The organism is Rhizobium phaseoli (genome assembly GCF_010668805.1).
Taxonomy (GTDB): domain Bacteria; phylum Pseudomonadota; class Alphaproteobacteria; order Rhizobiales; family Rhizobiaceae; genus Rhizobium; species Rhizobium phaseoli_A.
In genome coordinates, this window is the sequence record NZ_WUFT01000017.1 from 113632 (window position 1) to 131071 (window position 17440).

14 protein-coding genes are annotated in these 17440 nt (G+C 61.7%); 4 read left to right on the forward strand and 10 right to left on the reverse strand.

All coding sequences use genetic code 11. The features are described 5' to 3' along the window. Nucleotides 1-32 precede the first annotated feature (32 nt). Entirely contained in the window at nucleotides 33-1331 is a 1299-nt protein-coding gene (locus GR197_RS24115) for an adenylosuccinate synthase (RefSeq protein WP_007630671.1), read from the reverse strand. Between the two features lie 191 nt (nucleotides 1332-1522). Between GR197_RS24115 and GR197_RS24120 the strand changes: the two genes are divergently transcribed. Continuing rightward, entirely contained in the window at nucleotides 1523-2440 is a 918-nt protein-coding gene (locus tag GR197_RS24120; protein ID WP_164014081.1) for a DMT family transporter, read from the forward strand. 85 nt (nucleotides 2441-2525) lie between these two features. On the opposite strand, the gene GR197_RS24125 is transcribed toward GR197_RS24120, so the two are convergent. The 8 genes from GR197_RS24125 to GR197_RS24160 all read right to left on the reverse strand — a co-directional run bounded on the left by GR197_RS24125 (nucleotide 2526) and on the right by GR197_RS24160 (nucleotide 13905). Continuing rightward, on the reverse strand, nucleotides 2526-3374 hold the full coding sequence (locus GR197_RS24125; RefSeq protein WP_164014082.1) for a GNAT family N-acetyltransferase: 849 nt from the start codon (nucleotides 3372-3374) through the stop codon (nucleotides 2526-2528). Beyond that, nucleotides 3371-3748: a hypothetical protein gene (locus tag GR197_RS24130; RefSeq protein WP_164014084.1), complete on the reverse strand. Its 378-nt coding sequence runs from the start codon at nucleotides 3746-3748 to the stop codon at nucleotides 3371-3373. The genes GR197_RS24125 and GR197_RS24130 overlap by 4 nt, the downstream gene beginning before the upstream one ends. After that, nucleotides 3745-5571, reverse strand: a complete 1827-nt coding sequence (locus GR197_RS24135) for a putative bifunctional diguanylate cyclase/phosphodiesterase (RefSeq protein ID WP_164014086.1) — start codon at nucleotides 5569-5571, stop codon at nucleotides 3745-3747. Before GR197_RS24135 ends, GR197_RS24130 begins: the two co-directional genes overlap by 4 nt. Before the next feature lie 131 nt (nucleotides 5572-5702). Then, on the reverse strand, nucleotides 5703-7487 hold the full coding sequence (locus GR197_RS24140) for a dihydroxy-acid dehydratase (RefSeq protein ID WP_164014088.1): 1785 nt from the start codon (nucleotides 7485-7487) through the stop codon (nucleotides 5703-5705). Beyond that, the gene (locus tag GR197_RS24145) at nucleotides 7484-8395 is read right to left on the reverse strand and encodes an NAD(P)-dependent oxidoreductase (RefSeq protein ID WP_164014090.1); all 912 of its coding nucleotides are present in this window, start codon (nucleotides 8393-8395) and stop codon (nucleotides 7484-7486) included. Before GR197_RS24145 ends, GR197_RS24140 begins: the two co-directional genes overlap by 4 nt. Before the next feature lie 144 nt (nucleotides 8396-8539). Then, a complete protein-coding gene (locus GR197_RS24150; protein ID WP_164014092.1) occupies nucleotides 8540-11740 on the reverse strand; it encodes an efflux RND transporter permease subunit in 3201 nt (1066 codons plus the stop codon). Between the two features lie 115 nt (nucleotides 11741-11855). Continuing rightward, the gene (locus GR197_RS24155) at nucleotides 11856-13046 is read right to left on the reverse strand and encodes an efflux RND transporter periplasmic adaptor subunit (RefSeq protein ID WP_164014094.1); all 1191 of its coding nucleotides are present in this window, start codon (nucleotides 13044-13046) and stop codon (nucleotides 11856-11858) included. A 46-nt stretch (nucleotides 13047-13092) separates the two neighbouring features. Continuing rightward, on the reverse strand, nucleotides 13093-13905 hold the full coding sequence (locus GR197_RS24160; protein WP_164014149.1) for an alpha/beta hydrolase fold domain-containing protein: 813 nt from the start codon (nucleotides 13903-13905) through the stop codon (nucleotides 13093-13095). 164 nt (nucleotides 13906-14069) lie between these two features. Here GR197_RS24160 and GR197_RS24165 point away from each other — a divergent pair, with 164 nt between their 5' ends. Next, nucleotides 14070-14981 (forward strand): LysR family transcriptional regulator, encoded by a 912-nt coding sequence (locus GR197_RS24165; protein WP_164014096.1) that lies wholly within the window; start codon nucleotides 14070-14072, stop codon nucleotides 14979-14981. A 325-nt stretch (nucleotides 14982-15306) separates the two neighbouring features. On the opposite strand, the gene GR197_RS24170 is transcribed toward GR197_RS24165, so the two are convergent. After that, entirely contained in the window at nucleotides 15307-16050 is a 744-nt protein-coding gene (locus tag GR197_RS24170) for an SDR family oxidoreductase (protein ID WP_164014098.1), read from the reverse strand. 106 nt (nucleotides 16051-16156) lie between these two features. Between GR197_RS24170 and GR197_RS24175 the strand changes: the two genes are divergently transcribed. Further along, nucleotides 16157-17065: a LysR family transcriptional regulator gene (locus tag GR197_RS24175; RefSeq protein ID WP_164014100.1), complete on the forward strand. Its 909-nt coding sequence runs from the start codon at nucleotides 16157-16159 to the stop codon at nucleotides 17063-17065. A gap of 26 nt (nucleotides 17066-17091) precedes the next feature. Beyond that, nucleotides 17092-17406: a hypothetical protein gene (locus GR197_RS24180; RefSeq protein ID WP_164014102.1), complete on the forward strand. Its 315-nt coding sequence runs from the start codon at nucleotides 17092-17094 to the stop codon at nucleotides 17404-17406. Nucleotides 17407-17440 lie beyond the last annotated feature (34 nt).

Below are 17440 nucleotides of genomic sequence, written 5' to 3' on the forward strand. Positions count from 1 at the left end.
TACCGAACCATCCTCCACAGTGACCCGTGAGCTTAATCCTCAAACGGATCGGTCACAAGTATCGTGTCATCGCGCTCCGGGCTGGTGGAAAGGAGCGCGACAGGCGCCCCGATCAGTTCTTCGACCTGGCGAACATATTTGATCGCCTGTGCCGGCAGATCCGCCCAACTGCGGGCACCGACGGTCGATTCCTTCCACCCTTCCAGCGTGATGTAGATCGGTTCGACCCTAGCTTGCGCTCCCTGGCTTGCCGGAAGATGATCAATCTGTTCGCCGTCGAGCATGTAGCCGACGCAGATCTTCAATTCTTCGAGGCCGTCGAGCACGTCCAACTTGGTAAGCGCGATGCCCGTGATGCCGTTGGTGGCGATCGATTGGCGCACGAGTGCGGCATCGAACCAGCCGCAGCGCCGCTTGCGCCCGGTCACCACGCCGAACTCATGACCTTTTTCGCCAAGGAACTCACCGATGGCGTCCTTCAGCTCGGTCGGAAACGGACCTTCGCCGACGCGCGTCGTATAGGCCTTGGTGATGCCGAGAATATAGCCGAGCGAGCCCGGTCCCATGCCGGAACCGGCCGCGGCCTGGCCGGCCACGGTGTTAGACGAGGTCACGAAAGGATAGGTGCCGTGATCGATATCGAGCAGGGTGCCCTGCGCCCCCTCGAAGAGGATACGGGAGCCCTTGCGGCGCTCCTTGTCGAGGAAGAGCCACACGGTGTCACGGAACGGCAGCACCCGATCGGCGATCGAGGTCAGTTCGTCCATGATCGTCTGGTGACTGACTTCGGCGACGCCGAGGCCGCGGCGAAGCGCATTGTGATGCGTCAGAATACGGTCGACCTTGCCGGCGAGACTGTCGAGATCGGCAAGATCCATCACCCGGATGGCGCGGCGGCCGACCTTGTCTTCATAGGCCGGACCGATGCCGCGGCGTGTCGTGCCGATCTTGGTGCCGCTGTTTGATGCCGCATCCTCGCGCATCGCGTCGAGCTCGCGGTGCAGCGACAGGATGAGCGTCGCATTGTCGGCGATACGCAGATTATCAGGCGTCACCGTCACGCCCTGGGCCTCCAGCCGACCGATCTCGGCGATCAGCGCATGCGGGTCGACGACGACGCCGTTGCCGATCACCGCCATCTTGCCCGGGCGCACGACGCCGGACGGCAGCAGCGACAGCTTGTAACTCGTGCCGTCGATGACAAGTGTGTGGCCGGCATTGTGTCCGCCCTGATAGCGCACGACAATATCCGCTCGCTCCGAAAGCCAATCGACAATCTTGCCCTTGCCTTCGTCACCCCATTGCGAACCGACCACGACTACGTTCGTCATCCAACTCTTCCTGTTACCGGCGGAAAACCGCACACCTGCTCAAACCCGCGCATCTATAAAGCTTTGTTTTTGGGAAAGCGACCCTGTTGTCACAGGTGATTGGGCTTTTTACGTGACAAATCAGCAGCCGGCAGGCTATTGCCCGTCACAAAACGCCGCTCGGCGATCGCGGAAAGACGGGAAGAACGCTTTTGCAAGCCAAGGCCTACATCTGCCTCGTTATCGCCACCCTCTGCTGGGGCGGCAACTCCGTCGCCGGCAAGCTCGCGCTCGGGCATATCAGCCCGATGATGCTGACCTTCCTGCGCTGGTTTATCGCCGTGGCGCTGATCGCCCTGATCTCGGTGCCGCAGCTCAAAAGGGACTGGCCGGTGGTCAGGAAAAACCTGCCGCTGCTCCTGTTTTACGGCGTCATCGGCTACACGCTTTTCAACGCTATGCTTTACTCGGCCGTGCAATATACGACGGCGATCAATGTCGCCATCGAGCAGGCCGGCATCCCGATGCTGATCTTCCTGCTGAATTTCATGTTCTTCCGCACCGGCATTTCGCTGGCCCAATGTTTCGGCTTCGGCTTGACGTTGATCGGCGTCGCTCTGACCGCCGCTCATGGCGACCTGACAACGCTGCTGCAATTAAGCCTCAACCGCGGCGATGGACTGATGCTGATCGCCATTGCCGCCTATTCGATCTACACGATCTTCCTGCGCTGGAAACCGCCGCTCGACTGGCGCACGCTGATGGCGATCCCGGCATTCGCAGCCATGCTGACCTCGGTGCCGCTGCTCCTTTGGGAAGCCGGCCGCGATGCCGCGCAATGGCCGGACCATGCTGGCTGGGTCATCACGCTCTACACGGCGATCTTTCCCTCGCTGGTGGCGCAGATCCTCTATATCAAGGGTGTCGTGGCCATCGGCGCCAACCGGGCCGGCCTGTTCATCAATCTGGTGCCGGTGTTCGGAACGCTGCTCTCCGTCGCCCTGATCGGCGAGACGCTGCAGTCCTTTCACGTGGTCGCGCTGGTATTGACCTTGGGCGGCATCGCGATCGCCGAAAAAGGCCGGCCGAAAACTTCGGCTGCGACCGTTCCCGCCTCACCGATGGATTGATGCATGTCATCAGGAAGTGCGCAGTGGTTCAACAAAAGAACCAAAGCGCCTCGCATGAATCAAGTTTGACGCGGAGCGCTTTGGTCTAACCAAGCTCCAGCGTCGTCACGCCGAAGACGTGCTTTAGCGCGATGGCCGGCGCCGGCCCGCGATACATGCGCGTCGTCTCGAACACCTGTTGAAGGCCGAGGCTTTCGGCAATCGCCACCGCCTCATGGTTCTCCACGGGGATATCGATGAAGATCGCAGCCCCCTTCGCCTCGGGGATCAATTCGGCAAGCAGTGCTGCGGCGCTGTCGGCGTCATTGGCAAAAAGCGGGCCGATCTTGTAGCCCTCATAGCAGCGGCGGATCGTGCCGTAACCGCGGATCTTGCCGCTTTTGCGCACCACCGCCGAGCGGCGACCCTTGCGACCGGTGCACCAGGCCGCGAGGAAGGCATCGCGCGGCTGCGGAAAGATCGCCGAATCATAACGCTGCAGGCCCTCCAGGCGCGAATCCAGCACCGGCTGCGCGGCAAGCGTCGAGACCGGCAAGGAGGTGGCGACGCCGCCGTAGCGAAGGGTGGAATAGGCGGGTTCGAAGCCGATCTTGCGGTAGTTATTTTGCTGTGCGGCGACGCCGTCGAGACCGATCGTGCGATCGTGTGCGCTGGCGATGCCCGTCTCCCAGATCGTCCTGCCATAACCCTTGCCGCGGAAATCGGGATGAACGATGTAGAGGCCGAGGAAGGCAAAACTCTCGCCATATTTGACGACCGAAATCGAACCGACGGGGACTTCACCGATGGCGCCGACGAAAAATCCGGACGAATCGGCCTCCATGAAGGCAAGCGAATCATCGAGGCCTGGGTTCCAGCCCTCCTGACGCGCCCATTCGAGCACGAGTTCCAGTTCGCCGGGCCGCATCGAACGAACGGCAAATTCCGAATTCATGCGACTTTCTCAGATTGCATGTCCCGCAAGTCCATCCCGGCAATGTCAAAGCAATTGTCAGGTCCCCAGCTCCCCGCTTGCACCTGCGAATGATAGAGAGCCGCGTTGATGGACGTGACGACGCGTATAATCATTGTTCGATGCAATGCAGAAAGCTTGGTTTCCGCATTACCATGAAACAATGCCGATGCAAGCTCAAGAAAATTACTTGCGCGCCAATTATCTTCCTGCGAGCGCGAATAAAACGCCGCGCCGAAAAGATATCGCCTGGCCGATCCGAAAGGCGGAGAAAGCAATTTGGCCGAAATCACTTCCGCAAGCCGGGAAAACCGCCGTTGAAACCGGACGCGGCGGCAATCGCCCTGACGGATCACCGCGCCACGCCGCTCATCACGCTCTTGTGCTTTTCGATCCCGCTCGCCATCGGTGAGAAAAGACGCGCTGTCTCGGTCGCCGGTGCGGGATAACCAAACGCATAACCCTGCAGGCCATCGCAGCCGAGCTGCGCCAGCACGACGGCATGCGCCTCGGTCTCGATGCCCTCGGCGATCACCTCGACGTCGAGCGCCTTGGCGATTTCCACGATCGAGCCCACCACGCGCCGCTGCTCGGCGGAGCTGACGACCTCGGCGATGAGCTGCCGGTCGATCTTCAGCCGTTTCGGCCGCAGCTTGACGAGACCGATGAGCGAGGCATGGCCCGATCCGAAATCATCGATCTCGATGTCTATACCCATCTGTTTGATATCGCCGATATGATCGAGCAATTTTTCGTCGCTGTCGTCGAGGAAAATCGTCTCGACCAGTTCAAAGACGATCGCGTCGGGCGGAATGTCGAGTTTCCTCAGCTTGCCGAGCAACGTCGGATCGGCAAGGCGCGACCCCGAGATGTTGACGGCGATGCGCGGAACCGCAAGTCCGCGAGACTGCCAAGACAGCCGGTCTTCGAGAACGCTCTTGAGGATCGCCGCATCGATCTCCGCCGCAAGCCCGTGCTCGTCGGCGATCTTCAGGAATATTCCCGGGGCGAGCACGCCCTTGTCGGGATGTTTCCAGCGCGCCAGCGCCTCAAAGCCGATGACTTCCCGGGTCCGGGCGTGACGCTGCACCTGATAATAAGGAATGATCTCGCCGCGCTCCAGCCCCAGCTTCAGCTCTTCGGCGAGGCGACGCTTGGCGCGCAGATCCTCCTGCAGTTGCCGCGTGAAGAATTCGACGCGGTTGCGCCCGAGCTTCTTGGCCTGGTAGAGCGCCAGATCGGATTCGGCAAGCAGGTTGCGCGCCCGCCGATCGCCGCTCCAGGAAACGCCGATCGAGGCGCCGGATTGCAGCATCTCGTGGCCGAAGCGGATCTTCTTGCGCAGCCGACGCTGAAGATCCTCGGTGATCAGCTTCAGCTCGGTGAGATCGCTGAAATTGACCAGCACGATGACGAATTCATCACCGCCAACGCGGGCGACCATGCCATTTGCGGGAATGGCGGCGGTGATGCGAAGGGCTGCGGCCCTGAGCACGGCGTCGCCTGCCGCATGGCCGTGACTGTCATTGATCTGCTTGAACTGGTCGAGGTCGAGATGGAGGACGCCAAGCGTCGTGATACTCTTGTCAGCCGGCAGCTCGGTGAGCCGCTTGTCGAGAAGGCGCCGGTTCGGCAAGCCGGTGAGATAATCGTGATCGGCGACATGCTCGATGCGCGCATTGCTTTCCTCGAGCGCCACCGCCTTCGCCTCGGCCACCATTTTCTGTCGCGCGAGCTCGGCATTGAGCACTATGTCGGCAGTCACATCCCATTCGGCGCCGATGAACGAGGGAAGCCCCTCTGCGTCCACGTAGAAATGCGCGCGTGAGCGCAGATAGCGGATTTCTCCGCTCGGCAGTACGATCCGGAATTGCGAATTATACGCGCCGCGTGTTGCAATCGACTGATCGAAATCGCGTTCGGCCTGCTCACGATCGTCGGGATGGATTGCATTCGACCACAACCAGGCCGGCACGTCCCGACATGTTTCGCCGGTCTCGTAGAGACGGTGCATCTGCGCATCCCACAGGATCTCGCCCCTTGCGATGCTGTGCTCCCAGACACCGATCCGGGATGCATCGAGAGCGAGTTCGAGCCGGCGCAGAAGATCCTGAAACTCTTGTTCGGATCGTGTGGCTTTATTTTCTGGCAACGCGGTCTCAGCCTTGGAAACTTGCATAACTGCAATATGGTCTCAGGCCAGCATTAATGAAGGCTTGTTCCGATCACCGAACTTGTGACTAGGTGAACTGTTGGTTACGGATTTCTCCTTTTGGATCACAGGACTTGCAGTCTGCCACACCTTCAGGATCAGTGGTTGTGACGCGGCGGTTTTTTCGCGATCTGACGAAATTCCGCGGCTCCCTCCAGAACTGCGCCGTCCGACAGTTGCGTGACCGAGCGGCGGTAGATCTGCTGCCACGGCGTGGCGTCAGCCGGCACCGGCGGAATTCCGTCTGCCTTGCGCCGTTCGATTTCAGTCTCGTCGACCAGCATGTTGCAGCGTCCCTGATTGAAGTCGATGCAGATGACGTCGCCGGTGCGAAGCCAGGCGAGGCCGCCGCCGGCGGCACTTTCGGGCGAAGCATTGAGGATCGAGGGGCTGTCGGCCGTGCCCGATTGGCGGCCATCGCCGATCGTCGGCAGGCTGCTTATGCCGCGTTTCAGCAGGTGATCCGGCGGCTGCATGTTGACGACCTCAGCCGAACCAGGCCAGCCGAGCGGCCCGGCGCCGCGGATGACAAGGATGGTATTTTCGTCGATGCCGAGTTCAGGATCGTTGATGCGCTTGTGATAGTCCTCGGACCCGTCAAAAACCACCGCCCTGCCCTGGAAGACGCCCTCGCGCCCCGGCTCCTGAAGGTAGCGCCGGCGGAAGTCCTCCGAGACGACACTCATCTTCATGATCGCGCAATCGAAGAGATTGCCCTTGAGAACGAGGAAGCCGGCTCGCTCCTTCAGCGGTTCGGCGAATGGCCGGATAACCTCGCGGTCGTGGGCTTCCTTGCCCTGCAGGTTCTCGGCCATCGTCCTGCCCGTCACCGTATGACAGTCGCCATCCAGCTTTCCGGCCTGCAGCAATTCCCACATGATCGCCGGCGTACCGCCGGCGCGGTGGTAACGCTCGCCGAGATAGGCGCCGGCCGGCTGGATATTGGCCAGCAGCGGGATATCGAAGCCGTGCACCTGCCAGTCGTCGGGATGAAGCTCGACGCCCGCGTGCTTGGCCATCGCCGCCAGATGCGGCTGTGCGTTGGTGGAGCCACCGATCGCCGAATTGGTGCGGATGGCATTGAGGAAAGCCTCGCGGGTCAGAATATCCGACGGCTTCAGATCCTCGAAGACGATTTCGACGGCGCGCCGCCCGGTACGATAGGCCATCTGGCCGCGTTCGCGATATGCGGCCGGAATGGCACCGCAACCGGTCATCGAAAGGCCGAGTGCCTCGGCAAGGGCGTTCATCGTCGAGGCCGTGCCCATCGTATTGCAGTGGCCGACCGATGGAGCTGAATCGAGCGCCGCCTGCAGGAATTCTTCCCGATCGATCTCGCCTGCCGCATATTTTCGCCGCATCCGCCAGATCACCGTGCCGGAGCCCGCCAGTTCCCCTTCGTGCCAGCCGTCGAGCATCGGACCGCCGGAAAGCACGATCGCCGGAATATCGACCGTCGACGCGGCCATGATCGCCGAAGGCGTGGTCTTGTCGCAGCCGGTCGTCAGCACGACGCCGTCGAGCGGATAGCCGTAGAGGATTTCAACGAGGCCGAGATAGGCAAGATTGCGGTCGAGTGCAGCCGTCGGGCGCTTGCAGTTCTCGAAGATCGGATGCGTCGGAAACTCGATCGGAATGCCACCGGCATCGCGAATGCCGTCGCGCACGCGCGTGGCAAGCTCGACATGGACCCTGTTGCAGGGCGTGAGATCGCTGCCGCTCTGGGCAATCCCGATGATCGGCTTACCGGATCGCAACTCTTCCGGCGTGATGCCATAGTTCATGAAACGCTCAAGATAGAGCGCTGCCATGTCGATGTGGTCGGGATTGTCGAACCAATCCTGGGAACGCAGGCGCCGCTTCGGAGAATGGCTGTCAGTCACCTCTTTCCTCCCGCCAGGGCATTCTTCTCTTCGAGATGGAGGAGCAGGGCACTATGATCTTTTTCGCCATTGCCGTTGGCGACAAATTCGCTGAATTCGGCGTGCACCGCCGCAGTGAGGGGCAACGTCAGCGACAAGGTGTCGGCCGTCTCCATGGCGGCGTTCAGATCTTTCAACTGGTTGCTCGACGAACCGCCTGGAGTAAACTGCCTTTCGACCATGCGCTTGCCGTGCAGTTCAAGGATACGGCTCTCGGCAAAGCCACCGCGAATGGCGTCGCGAAAGGCTGCCGGCGAGCCGCCGCCGGCGGCAATCAGCATCATCGCTTCGGCAACGGCGCCGATCGTTACCGCGACGATCTGCTGGTTGGCAAGCTTGGCAAGCTGGCCTGCTCCGCTTGGGCCGACGCGGGTCACGCGCCCCATCGGCGCAAAGACATCTGCAAGCGCGTCGATCACATCCTTCTCGCCGCCGGCCATGATCGCCAGCGTACCGGCATCCGCCCCCACGACGCCGCCGGATACCGGCGCATCGACATGAGCGATGCCGCGTTCGGAAAGCCGGGCAGAATGGTCGCGGGCGAAATGCGGGGCGATCGAACTCATATCGATAACGACGGCGCCTGATGTCATCGCATCGACCGCTCCGCGGTCAAACAGCACGTCCTTCACCGCCTCGGCGTTGGTCAGCATGGTGATGACGACATCAGCGCCTAAAACGGCATCGGCGGGTGTTTCCGCGCAGATCGCGCCGTCTCCTGCGAGGGCCTCGGCCTTGCTGGGATCACGATTCCAGACGGCGACGGCAAAACCCGCGCCAAGCAGCCGACGCGCCATCGGCGCTCCCATCAGGCCGATACCGAGAAAGGCGATCCGCCTCCCGTCATGACCTTTGCTCGAACCTGTCATTCAGTCCTCCCAACTGTTGTTCGTCTTTGATAACCCCCTCGCCCACCGTTGCAACCGTTTTGGTGACGCATCGGCCTGAAAACCATACGGGCGGGAACCGAAGTTCCCGCCCGATTTACTCGACAAAGGAAGGTTGAATTCCGTTTATTCCGCCGCGAGCCGAATGACCTCTGCCTCTTCTTCCTTGTGCTCGTCCGGCTTGTGCTGGACCAGCGGACGGTTGCCCGTCAACCGCCGCAGCAGCACGTAGAAGACAGGCGTCATGAAGATGCCGAAGAAGGTCACCCCGATCATGCCCGAAAAAACCGCAACACCCATGGCAGCGCGCATCTCCGCGCCGGCGCCAGTGGAGACGACAAGCGGCACGACACCCATGATGAACGCCAGCGAGGTCATCAGGATCGGGCGAAGACGAAGGCGGCTGGCCTCGACTGCGGCCTCCCGCGGTGTCCTTCCCTCGAACTCCAGTTCGCGGGCGAATTCCACGATCAGGATCGCGTTCTTCGCCGATAGACCGACAAGCACCACAAGGCCGATCTGGGTGAAGATATTGTTGTCTCCACCGGTGAGCCAGACGCCCGTCAGCGCGGCCAGCACACCCATCGGCACGATCATGATGATCGCAAGCGGCAGCGTCAGACTTTCATACTGGGCGGCAAGCACCAGGAAGACGAGCAACAGTGCCAGCGGGAAGACGACGATACTGGAGTTACCGGCAAGGATCTGCTGATAGGTCAGATCAGTCCATTCGAAGTCTATGCCTGCGGGCAGGGTCTCATGAAGGATTTTCTCGATTGCCGCCTGCGCCTGGCCGGACGAGAAGCCGGGTGCCGGACCACCGTTGATATCGGCAGCGAGGAAGCCGTTATAGCGGTTCGCACGCTCCGGACCGGTGCTCGGCTCGACCTTCAAGAGGGCCGAAAGCGGGATCATCTCACCCGATGCCGAACGGACCTTCAACTGGCCGATATCTTCCGGCTGAGCGCGGAATTTGGCATCGGCCTGCACACGGACGCTGTAGGTGCGGCCGAAGGCATTGAAGTCGTTCACATAGAGCGAACCGAGATAGATCTGCAGCGTCTGGAAGACGTCGGTGACGGAAACCCCGAGCTGCTCGGCCTTGGCGCGGTCGAGATCGGCATAGAGCTGCGGCACGTTGATCTGGAAGCTGGAGAACAGCCCGGCGAGCTCAGGCGTCTGATAGGCCTTCGCAAGAACTGCTTTGGTGGCCTCGTCGAGCGCCTGGTTGCCAAGGCCCGCACGATCCTCGATCTGCAGCTTGAAGCCGCCCGTCGTGCCGAGACCGTTGACCGGCGGCGGCGGGAACATGGCGATGAAGGCATCCTGAATGGAGCCGAACTTCTGGTTCAGTGCCATGGCGATCGCGCCGCCGGAGAGATCGGGCGTCTTGCGCTCCTCGAAGTCCTTCAGCGTCACGAAGACGATGCCGGCATTGGACGAGTTGGTGAAGCCGTTGATCGACAGGCCCGGGAAGGCGATCGCATTGGCAACGCCTGGCTGCGCCAGAGCGATGTCGGTCATGCGCTTGATGACATTTTCCGTGCGGTCGAGGCTTGCGGCATCCGGCAACTGGGCGAAGCCGATCAGATACTGCTTATCCTGAGACGGCACGAAGCCGCCAGGGACCGTGCTGAACAGGCTATAGGTCGCACCGACCAGCGCCAGATAGATCACCATAACAATGCTCTTGCGCGACAGCAATCCGCCCACGCCCTTGCCGTAGGCATTCGAGCCCGCGCCGAAGACACGGTTGAAGCCACGGAAGAACCAACCGAAGATGGCGTCCATGAAGCGCGTCAGCCAGTCCTTCGGCTCATGATGCCCCTTTAGCAGAAGGGCTGCCAGCGCCGGGGACAGGGTAAGCGAATTGAAGGCCGAGATAACGGTCGAGATCGCGATCGTCAGCGCGAACTGGCGATAGAACTGACCCGACAGGCCGGAAATGAAGGCGAGCGGCACGAACACCGCGACGAGGACCAGCGCGATCGCGACGATCGGACCGGAGACTTCCTTCATCGCCTTGTAGGTAGCTGCCCGTGGCGACAGCCCCTGTTCGATATTGCGCTCGACGTTTTCGACCACCACGATCGCATCGTCGACGACGATACCGATCGCCAGCACCAGCCCGAACAGACTGAGCGCGTTGATCGAGAAGCCGAAGACATACATTACCGCGAAGGTGCCGATGATCGATACCGGAACCGCGATCAGCGGAATGATCGAGGCGCGCCACGTCTGCAGGAACAGGATGACAACGAGAACGACCAGCGCAATGGCTTCAAGCAGCGTGTCGATGACCTTCTCGATCGAGGCACGCACGAATTTCGTCGTATCGTAGACGATCTCGTATTTAACGCCCTCGGGCATGGCGAGTTGCAGCTGATCCATGGTGGCGTGCACATTGTCGGCGATTTCGATCGCATTCGAACCCGGCGCCTGAAGCACGGCAACGGCGACGGCCGGCTTGCCATCGAGCAGCGAACGCAGCGTATAGTCCGCAGCACCGAGTTCGATGCGAGCGACATCGCGCAGGCGGGTGATCTCGCCACCGGCGCCCGTCTTGACGATGATGCTGCCGAACTCCTCGGGTGTGCGCAGGCGGCCCTGAGCATTCACGTTGAGCTGCAGATCCACACCCGGCTGGCTCGGCGATGCGCCGATGATGCCGGCAGCGGCCTGGACGTTCTGGGAGCTGATGGCGTTGCTGATGTCGCTGGCGGCGAGATTATGCTCCGCGGCCTTCTGTGGGTCGATCCAGACACGCATCGAATAATCGCCGGCGCCGAAGACCTGCACCTGACCGACGCCGGCGATGCGGGCAAGCCGATCCTTGATATTCAGCGTCGCGTAATTGCGAAGATAGGTAATGTCGTGATTGTCGCCATCGGAGACGAGGTTGACGACCATGATGAAGTTGGGCGAACTCTTGACCGTCGTGATCCCCAGCGAGCGGACTTCCGCCGGCAGCCGTGGTTCGGCCTGCGAAACGCGGTTCTGCACCAGCTGCTGCGCCTTGTCGGGGTCGGTGCCGAGCTTGAAGGTGACGGTCACGTTGAGCACGCCGTCCGACGTCGCCTGGCTGGACATGTAGAGCATGCCCTCGACACCGTTGATCTGCTCTTCGAGCGGTGTGGCCACCGTTTCGGCGATGACCGACGGGTTGGCGCCGGGATAGGTGGCACGCACGACGATCGACGGCGGCACGACTTCCGGATATTCGGAAATCGGCAGCGCCCTGAGGCCGATCAGGCCGGCAACCACGATGAGGACCGAAAGAACGCCGGCAAAGACCGGCCGGTCGACAAAGAATCTGGAGATGTTCATATCAAAGCCCTCTCCGGGGTGAACATGGATGCAACGTCCCTCTCCGGCGGTTGGAGCCGCCGGCGGGTCATATCATTTCGGGTATTGGCCCTCCCCCGCGGGGGAAAGCGAAGACTTATTGAGCGGTCGCGACCTTCTCTTCCATCTGCGGTATGACGACCGCGCCAGGACGAATGCGCTGCAGACCGTTGACGACGATCTTTTCGCCGGCGTTCAGGCCGCTTTCGACCACCCGCTGGCCGTCGGAAAGCGTACCGAGCTGGACCTGCCGGTACGCGACCTTGTTTTCGGCATCGACAACGAAGACGAACTTCTTGTCCTGGTCGGTGCCGACGGCGCGGTCGCTAATGACGATCTTGTTCTCGGCCTTCGGCTGGCCCATGCGCACCCGCACGAACTGGCCGGGGATGAGACGCCCGCCCGGATTGTCGAACACGGCGCGCACGCCGATCGTGCCGCTTGAGGCATCGACCTCATTGTCGATCAGTTGCAGCTTGCCCTTGATCGGCGTACCGCTGTCGGTCAGCGTACCGACCTCGACCGGGATCTGCTCGACCGGAGGCAGGGCGCTGTCGGTCTGCGGAAGCTGGGCAAGCGCCCGCGTCACCATTTCTTCGCTGGCATTGAAGCTCGCATAGATCGGATCGACCGAAACGAGCGTCGTCAGCGCCGGCGAGGTCGAGCCGGCCGCGACGAGGTTGCCGGCGGTCACCTCGATCTTGCCGATGCGGCCGGAAACCGGAGCCCGTACCTGCGTATAATCGAGATCGAGCTGGGCCGACTGCAGCGCAGCCTGTGCCGACCGCAGCCCCGCCTGAGCCTCGGTCAGCGCGCTCTGGCGCTGATCTAGATCGCTCTGGGAGATGGTACGATTGTCGGAAAGCCTGTGGCCGCGATCGAGTTCGGTCTGCGCCAGGCTGACCCTGGCCTCGGCCGAAGCGACCTGGCCTTGCGCCTGGGCTACGGTTGCCTGGTAGGGAGCCGGGTCGATGGTGAAGAGCAGGTCGCCCTGCTTCACCAGCGCCCCTTCGCGGAAAGCCACCGCCAGGATGGCGCCGGCAACGCGGGAACGCACCTGCACCCGGTCAACCGCTTCGAGACGACCGGAGAAACTTTCCCAGGCCGTCACGTCGCGCGCCGCGACGACTGCGACCGTCACCGGCACAGCGGGAGCCTGCGCGGGGGCTGAAGCCGCCGTAGCGGTCGTGCTCATCGGCAATTCGAAAAACAATGCGGCGCCGGAAACGGACGCAGCAAGACCCAAGCCAGCGCCCACCAGGGCCCAGCGCTTACTTCTGGACGTCATTAGTGCTCTCCTTGCGGCTGCAAGCCGCCGAAATATCAGATCTTCTTCAATGCAATTGCGGTTGAACGCTTACGTCTCGAAGGAAACTTCCAAAATGGCGGCTGACGTTTTCCTGCCAGTCGGGCGCTCCGTCGGATTTCCCACCATAAATCGAAGGCCAGCCCGTCCCGGCGGGAAGGACATGCTGGCTTACACCGACGCCGGCCGTTTTCAGGCGGGCACCGTAACCAATTGTCTCGTCGTGCAGAGGATCGTCCTCCGCAGTGAGTATCAGCGCTGGCGCGACGCCTGAAAGACGCGAACAGAGACAAGGCGCCGCATAAGGGTGACAACCGCCGCCGCTTAGGTAGTGGCTCCAGCCCTCCGTCCAGCGCCGGCGCATGCCGATGGCATCGGCCTTGCGGATCGAGGACGTGCCCATGAACGGATCGAGCAGCGGCGAAATCAGCACCTGACCGTCGAGCGCATCCGGCATCTGGTCGCGCGCCTTCAGCGCCACGCCGGCGGCAACATTGCCGCCCGCCTCTTCGCCGGCGACGAAGAGCAGCGATTTGCGGTCACCGAGGCCGGCGCGTTTGTTGGCGAGATAGCTGAAGACGGAGAAGGAGACTTCCAACGCCCTCGGAAAAATATTATCGGAAAGGCTGCTGTAATCAGCGGCGACAACAATGGCGCCCGCCTTGGCGAGGCTCATTGCCACCGGCCGGTCGACGTTCTTGTCACTGTCGAGAAACGCACCGCCATGCAGGTAAAGCACGATTGGCGGACCCTTGCCGTAATCCGCGCCCTGGTAGATGCGTGCGGAAACGGGGCCGATGGCCACCTTATCCAGCATCATATCTTTCCATTCCACCGTCATGCGTCCGGTCTCTTTTGCGTCAGCCACAAGCAGACAACGCCTGCCGCTTGCATTTTGTACAAAAAAGATATTGTTATTCCAACCGAGGAATAAGAAGCTATATCGCGATAACACTGTTCCAGATCTCGAACAATGGTGCAACGCAAACCGCGGATTTCAAACCGATGGATCAGCTCTCGGCAATGCGCGTCTTCATTCGCGTGGTGGAGACGGGCAATTTCACCCGCGCCGCCGACATGCTCGCCATGCCCAAGGCGACGGTAACCAATCTCATCCAGGGCCTGGAGGCGCATTTGCGCACCAAGCTTTTGAATCGTACCACGCGCCGGGTGATGGTCACCACGGACGGCGCGCTCTATTACGAACGCGCCGCCCAGATTATCTCGGAACTGGAGGAACTCGATGGCAGCCTCTCGAATTCGCAGAGCCTGCCGAGCGGGCGGCTGCGCGTCGAGATGGCCGGCGCTTTCGCCGATTGGATCGTCGTTCCCGCGCTCTGCGATTTCTATCAGCGTTATCCCGATATCCGCATCGATCTCGGGGTCGGCGACCGCACGGTCGACTATCTTGCAGAAAATGTCGACTGCGCGCTGCGGGCCGGCACGCCGGCCGACCAGTCGCTGATTGCGCGGCGTGTCTCCGAAGTCGAGATGATCACCTGTGCTTCGCCGAACTATATCCAGAAATTCGGCATGCCCGAGCGGCCGGAGGATCTGGAGGCCGATCATTACTCCGTCAATTATTTCCGCGCCCAGAACAACCGAACGCTGCCCTTTGAATTTCGCCGGCACAACGAGGTGATCGAAACCAGTCCACGTTACATCGCCTCGGTCAACGATAGCCGCACCTATCTGACAGCTGCGTTGACGGGGCTCGGCATCGCACAGGTGCCGATTTTCATGGCGCGTGAGCCGATGGCAAGGGGTGAACTCGTCCGCGTGCTCCCGGACTGGCGCCGCGACCCGCTGCCGCTCTACGTCGTCTACCCCCCGAACCGCCACCTCAGCAACAAGGTCCGCGTCTTTGTCGACTGGCTGGTAAAGCTTCTGATAGAGACGAGATTGAACGACTTCTGAGCGCCAAAACAAATACGGCCCGGAAGGCAGGGAAACCTTCGACGGGCCGCAATGTGCAACTTTGAACATCACGCCTGTCGCACCGAGGACGGGAGCGGCAGGCTCTGGAGGTCGGAAAAGAGCGGCAGGGTATTCCACTCTCTCGCGATAGAGCAGATATACGTACTCCCCGCAGGATTGTAAGGGGAAATTCCACCAGCCCATTCACATCATCGCGATGACGGCTTGGCTCCCGTACGCCCGTCGGCGGGCCGGGCTTCAGTTCTCGACGGCCGGCTTCCACCGATCTTCGAGGCCAATGCGGCGGCATCGCCGCTTGCCTTGGTCAGATCATTCCGCCATTGGCGCGCAACGTCTGGCCGTTGATCCAGCCGCCGTCGGGGCCGGCGAGGAAGGCCACCGCGGCGGCGATGTCTTCAGGTGTGCCGAGGCGCTCCAGCGGGTTCATCTTCGCCATCCGGGCGATCAGTTCCTCCGACTTGCCGTTGAGAAAAAGGTCGGTGGCGACAGGACCGGGCGCAATGGCGTTGACGGTGATGTTTCGGCCGCGCATCTCCTTGGCCATGATCGCCGTCAACGTTTCGACGGCAGCCTTGGTGGCGGCATAGATTCCGTAGGTTTCGAGCCTCAGCCCGACGACCGAGGTCGAGAAATTGATGATCCGGCCGCCGTCGCGCATCCGCCTGGCCGCTTCGCGCAACGTATGGAAGGTACCCTTGAGATTGACGGCGATCTGGCGGTCGAAATGGGCATCATCGGCCTCAGCCAGCGAGGAGAGCATCATGATGCCGGCATTGTTGACGAGCACGTCGACACCTCCAAAGGCAGTTTCCGCAGCATCGAACATGCGGCGGACGGCTTGCGCATCGCTGACATCGGCTTTCTCAGTCAGCGCCTTGCCGCCGGCCTGCCCGATCTGTCGGGCGAGTTCCTCGGCCGGGGCGGCGTCGCCGGAGTAATTGATGACGACGGTGAAACCGTCCCTGGCGAGCTGTTGGGCGACTGCAGCGCCGATACCACGGGAAGCGCCGGTGACCAGTGCGACCTTGCCGTTTTCGTTGGAAGCCATTGTCCTTCTCCTTGATCTCGTTTCGATGAGGAGAAGATGCGCCTTTTCCCATTGCGGATAATGGGGCATTCTTCGGCATCACTATCCGGGAATAGCGAACAAATAGATGGACAGATTCGATGCCATGCGGGTGTTTTGTCGCGTCGTGGAACGCCGCAGCTTCACGCTTGCCGCCGAAGACACCGGCTTGCCGCGCTCGACCGTTACCGATGCGGTGAAGCAGCTCGAGGCCCGCCTCGGCGTGCGCCTGCTCCAACGCACGACACGCCATGTCAGCCCGACGCTGGACGGCGAGGCCTACTACCAGCGCTGCCTGTCGATCCTTGCCGATATCGAGGATGCCGAAGGCGCCTTTGCCGGCGCCAAGCCGAAGGGTCTGCTGCGCGTCGATGTGCATGGCACCCTCGCCCGCCATTTCGTGCTGCCGAGCCTGCCGTCGTTTCTCCAGACCTATCCTGAGATCGAATTCTACATGAGCGAAGGCGACCGGCTGGTCGATTTGGTGCGCGAGGGCATCGACTGCGTGCTGCGCGTCGGCACGCCTGGGGACAGCGACATGATCGCCCGGCGCGTTGCCGTGCTGGACGAGATCACGCTCGCCTCACCTGATTATATCGCCACCCATGGCCTGCCGCAGCATCCCGACGGGCTTGCCGGCCACCGTATGGTCGGCTTCCGCTCCAGCAGCACTGGCAGCCTGCTGCCGCTCGAATTCATCGTCGACGGCACGGTGCGTGAGATCACTATTCCCGCCATCGTCACCGTCAACGCCGCCGAAAGTTATATTTCAGCGGCGAGGATGGGCCTCGGCATGATCCAGATCCCGCATTATCACGCCGAAAAAGATCTTGCCGAGGGAACGCTGATCCACGTGCTCAGGGATTTTCCGCTGACCCCGACACCGGTTTCCCTGCTCTATCCGCGCAACCGCCAGCTTTCGCCGCGCGTGCGCGTCTTCATCGACTGGCTGGTGAAGGTCTTCGCTCGACAAGATTCGGAAAACGCGCTTTGCTAATATGAGCCCTTTGGGGGGGAATGGCCATGGCACTCAACGATATCACTGTCTACCAGACGGAAGGCGGCTTGGTGGTCGAATTCGGCGGCGAAGGCGAAGACAGCATTGCCGTGACGCTGCGAAGCACGCCTGAACTGACACAGGAAAACGCCGTCTCTCGCGCCAAGGCTCTGCTTGCGGCAGCGATCGAACCCGCCCATGGCAACGGCTCCCGCAGCAAGGACCCTGCCCTGCTCGAAGAGGAGCTGGAGGAAGGCCTGGAAGATTCCTTCCCGGCAAGCGACCCGGTCTCGACCACCACCTCTTCGATCCCGATGCGCGATCCGAACGCCGGTCGCTGACGCCCGCCAGCTTTTGGGATGACGCCGCGCCCGC

What these genes read in the sequence shown, in the direction of transcription:
- GR197_RS24115 (WP_007630671.1), bottom strand. Translation starts at nt 1,331, where the DNA reads ATGACGAACGTAGTCGTGGTCGGTTCGCAATGGGGTGACGAAGGCAAG.
- GR197_RS24125 (WP_164014082.1), bottom strand. Translation starts at nt 3,374, where the DNA reads ATGAATTCGGAATTTGCCGTTCGTTCGATGCGGCCCGGCGAACTGGAA.
- GR197_RS24135 (WP_164014086.1), bottom strand. Translation starts at nt 5,571, where the DNA reads ATGCAAGTTTCCAAGGCTGAGACCGCGTTGCCAGAAAATAAAGCCACA.
- GR197_RS24145 (WP_164014090.1), bottom strand. Translation starts at nt 8,395, where the DNA reads ATGACAGGTTCGAGCAAAGGTCATGACGGGAGGCGGATCGCCTTTCTC.
- GR197_RS24150 (WP_164014092.1), bottom strand. Translation starts at nt 11,740, where the DNA reads ATGAACATCTCCAGATTCTTTGTCGACCGGCCGGTCTTTGCCGGCGTT.
- GR197_RS24155 (WP_164014094.1), bottom strand. Translation starts at nt 13,046, where the DNA reads ATGACGTCCAGAAGTAAGCGCTGGGCCCTGGTGGGCGCTGGCTTGGGT.
- GR197_RS24160 (WP_164014149.1), bottom strand. Translation starts at nt 13,905, where the DNA reads ATGACGGTGGAATGGAAAGATATGATGCTGGATAAGGTGGCCATCGGC.
- GR197_RS24165 (WP_164014096.1), top strand. Translation starts at nt 14,070, where the DNA reads ATGGATCAGCTCTCGGCAATGCGCGTCTTCATTCGCGTGGTGGAGACG.
- GR197_RS24170 (WP_164014098.1), bottom strand. Translation starts at nt 16,050, where the DNA reads ATGGCTTCCAACGAAAACGGCAAGGTCGCACTGGTCACCGGCGCTTCC.
- GR197_RS24175 (WP_164014100.1), top strand. Translation starts at nt 16,157, where the DNA reads ATGGACAGATTCGATGCCATGCGGGTGTTTTGTCGCGTCGTGGAACGC.
- GR197_RS24180 (WP_164014102.1), top strand. Translation starts at nt 17,092, where the DNA reads ATGGCACTCAACGATATCACTGTCTACCAGACGGAAGGCGGCTTGGTG.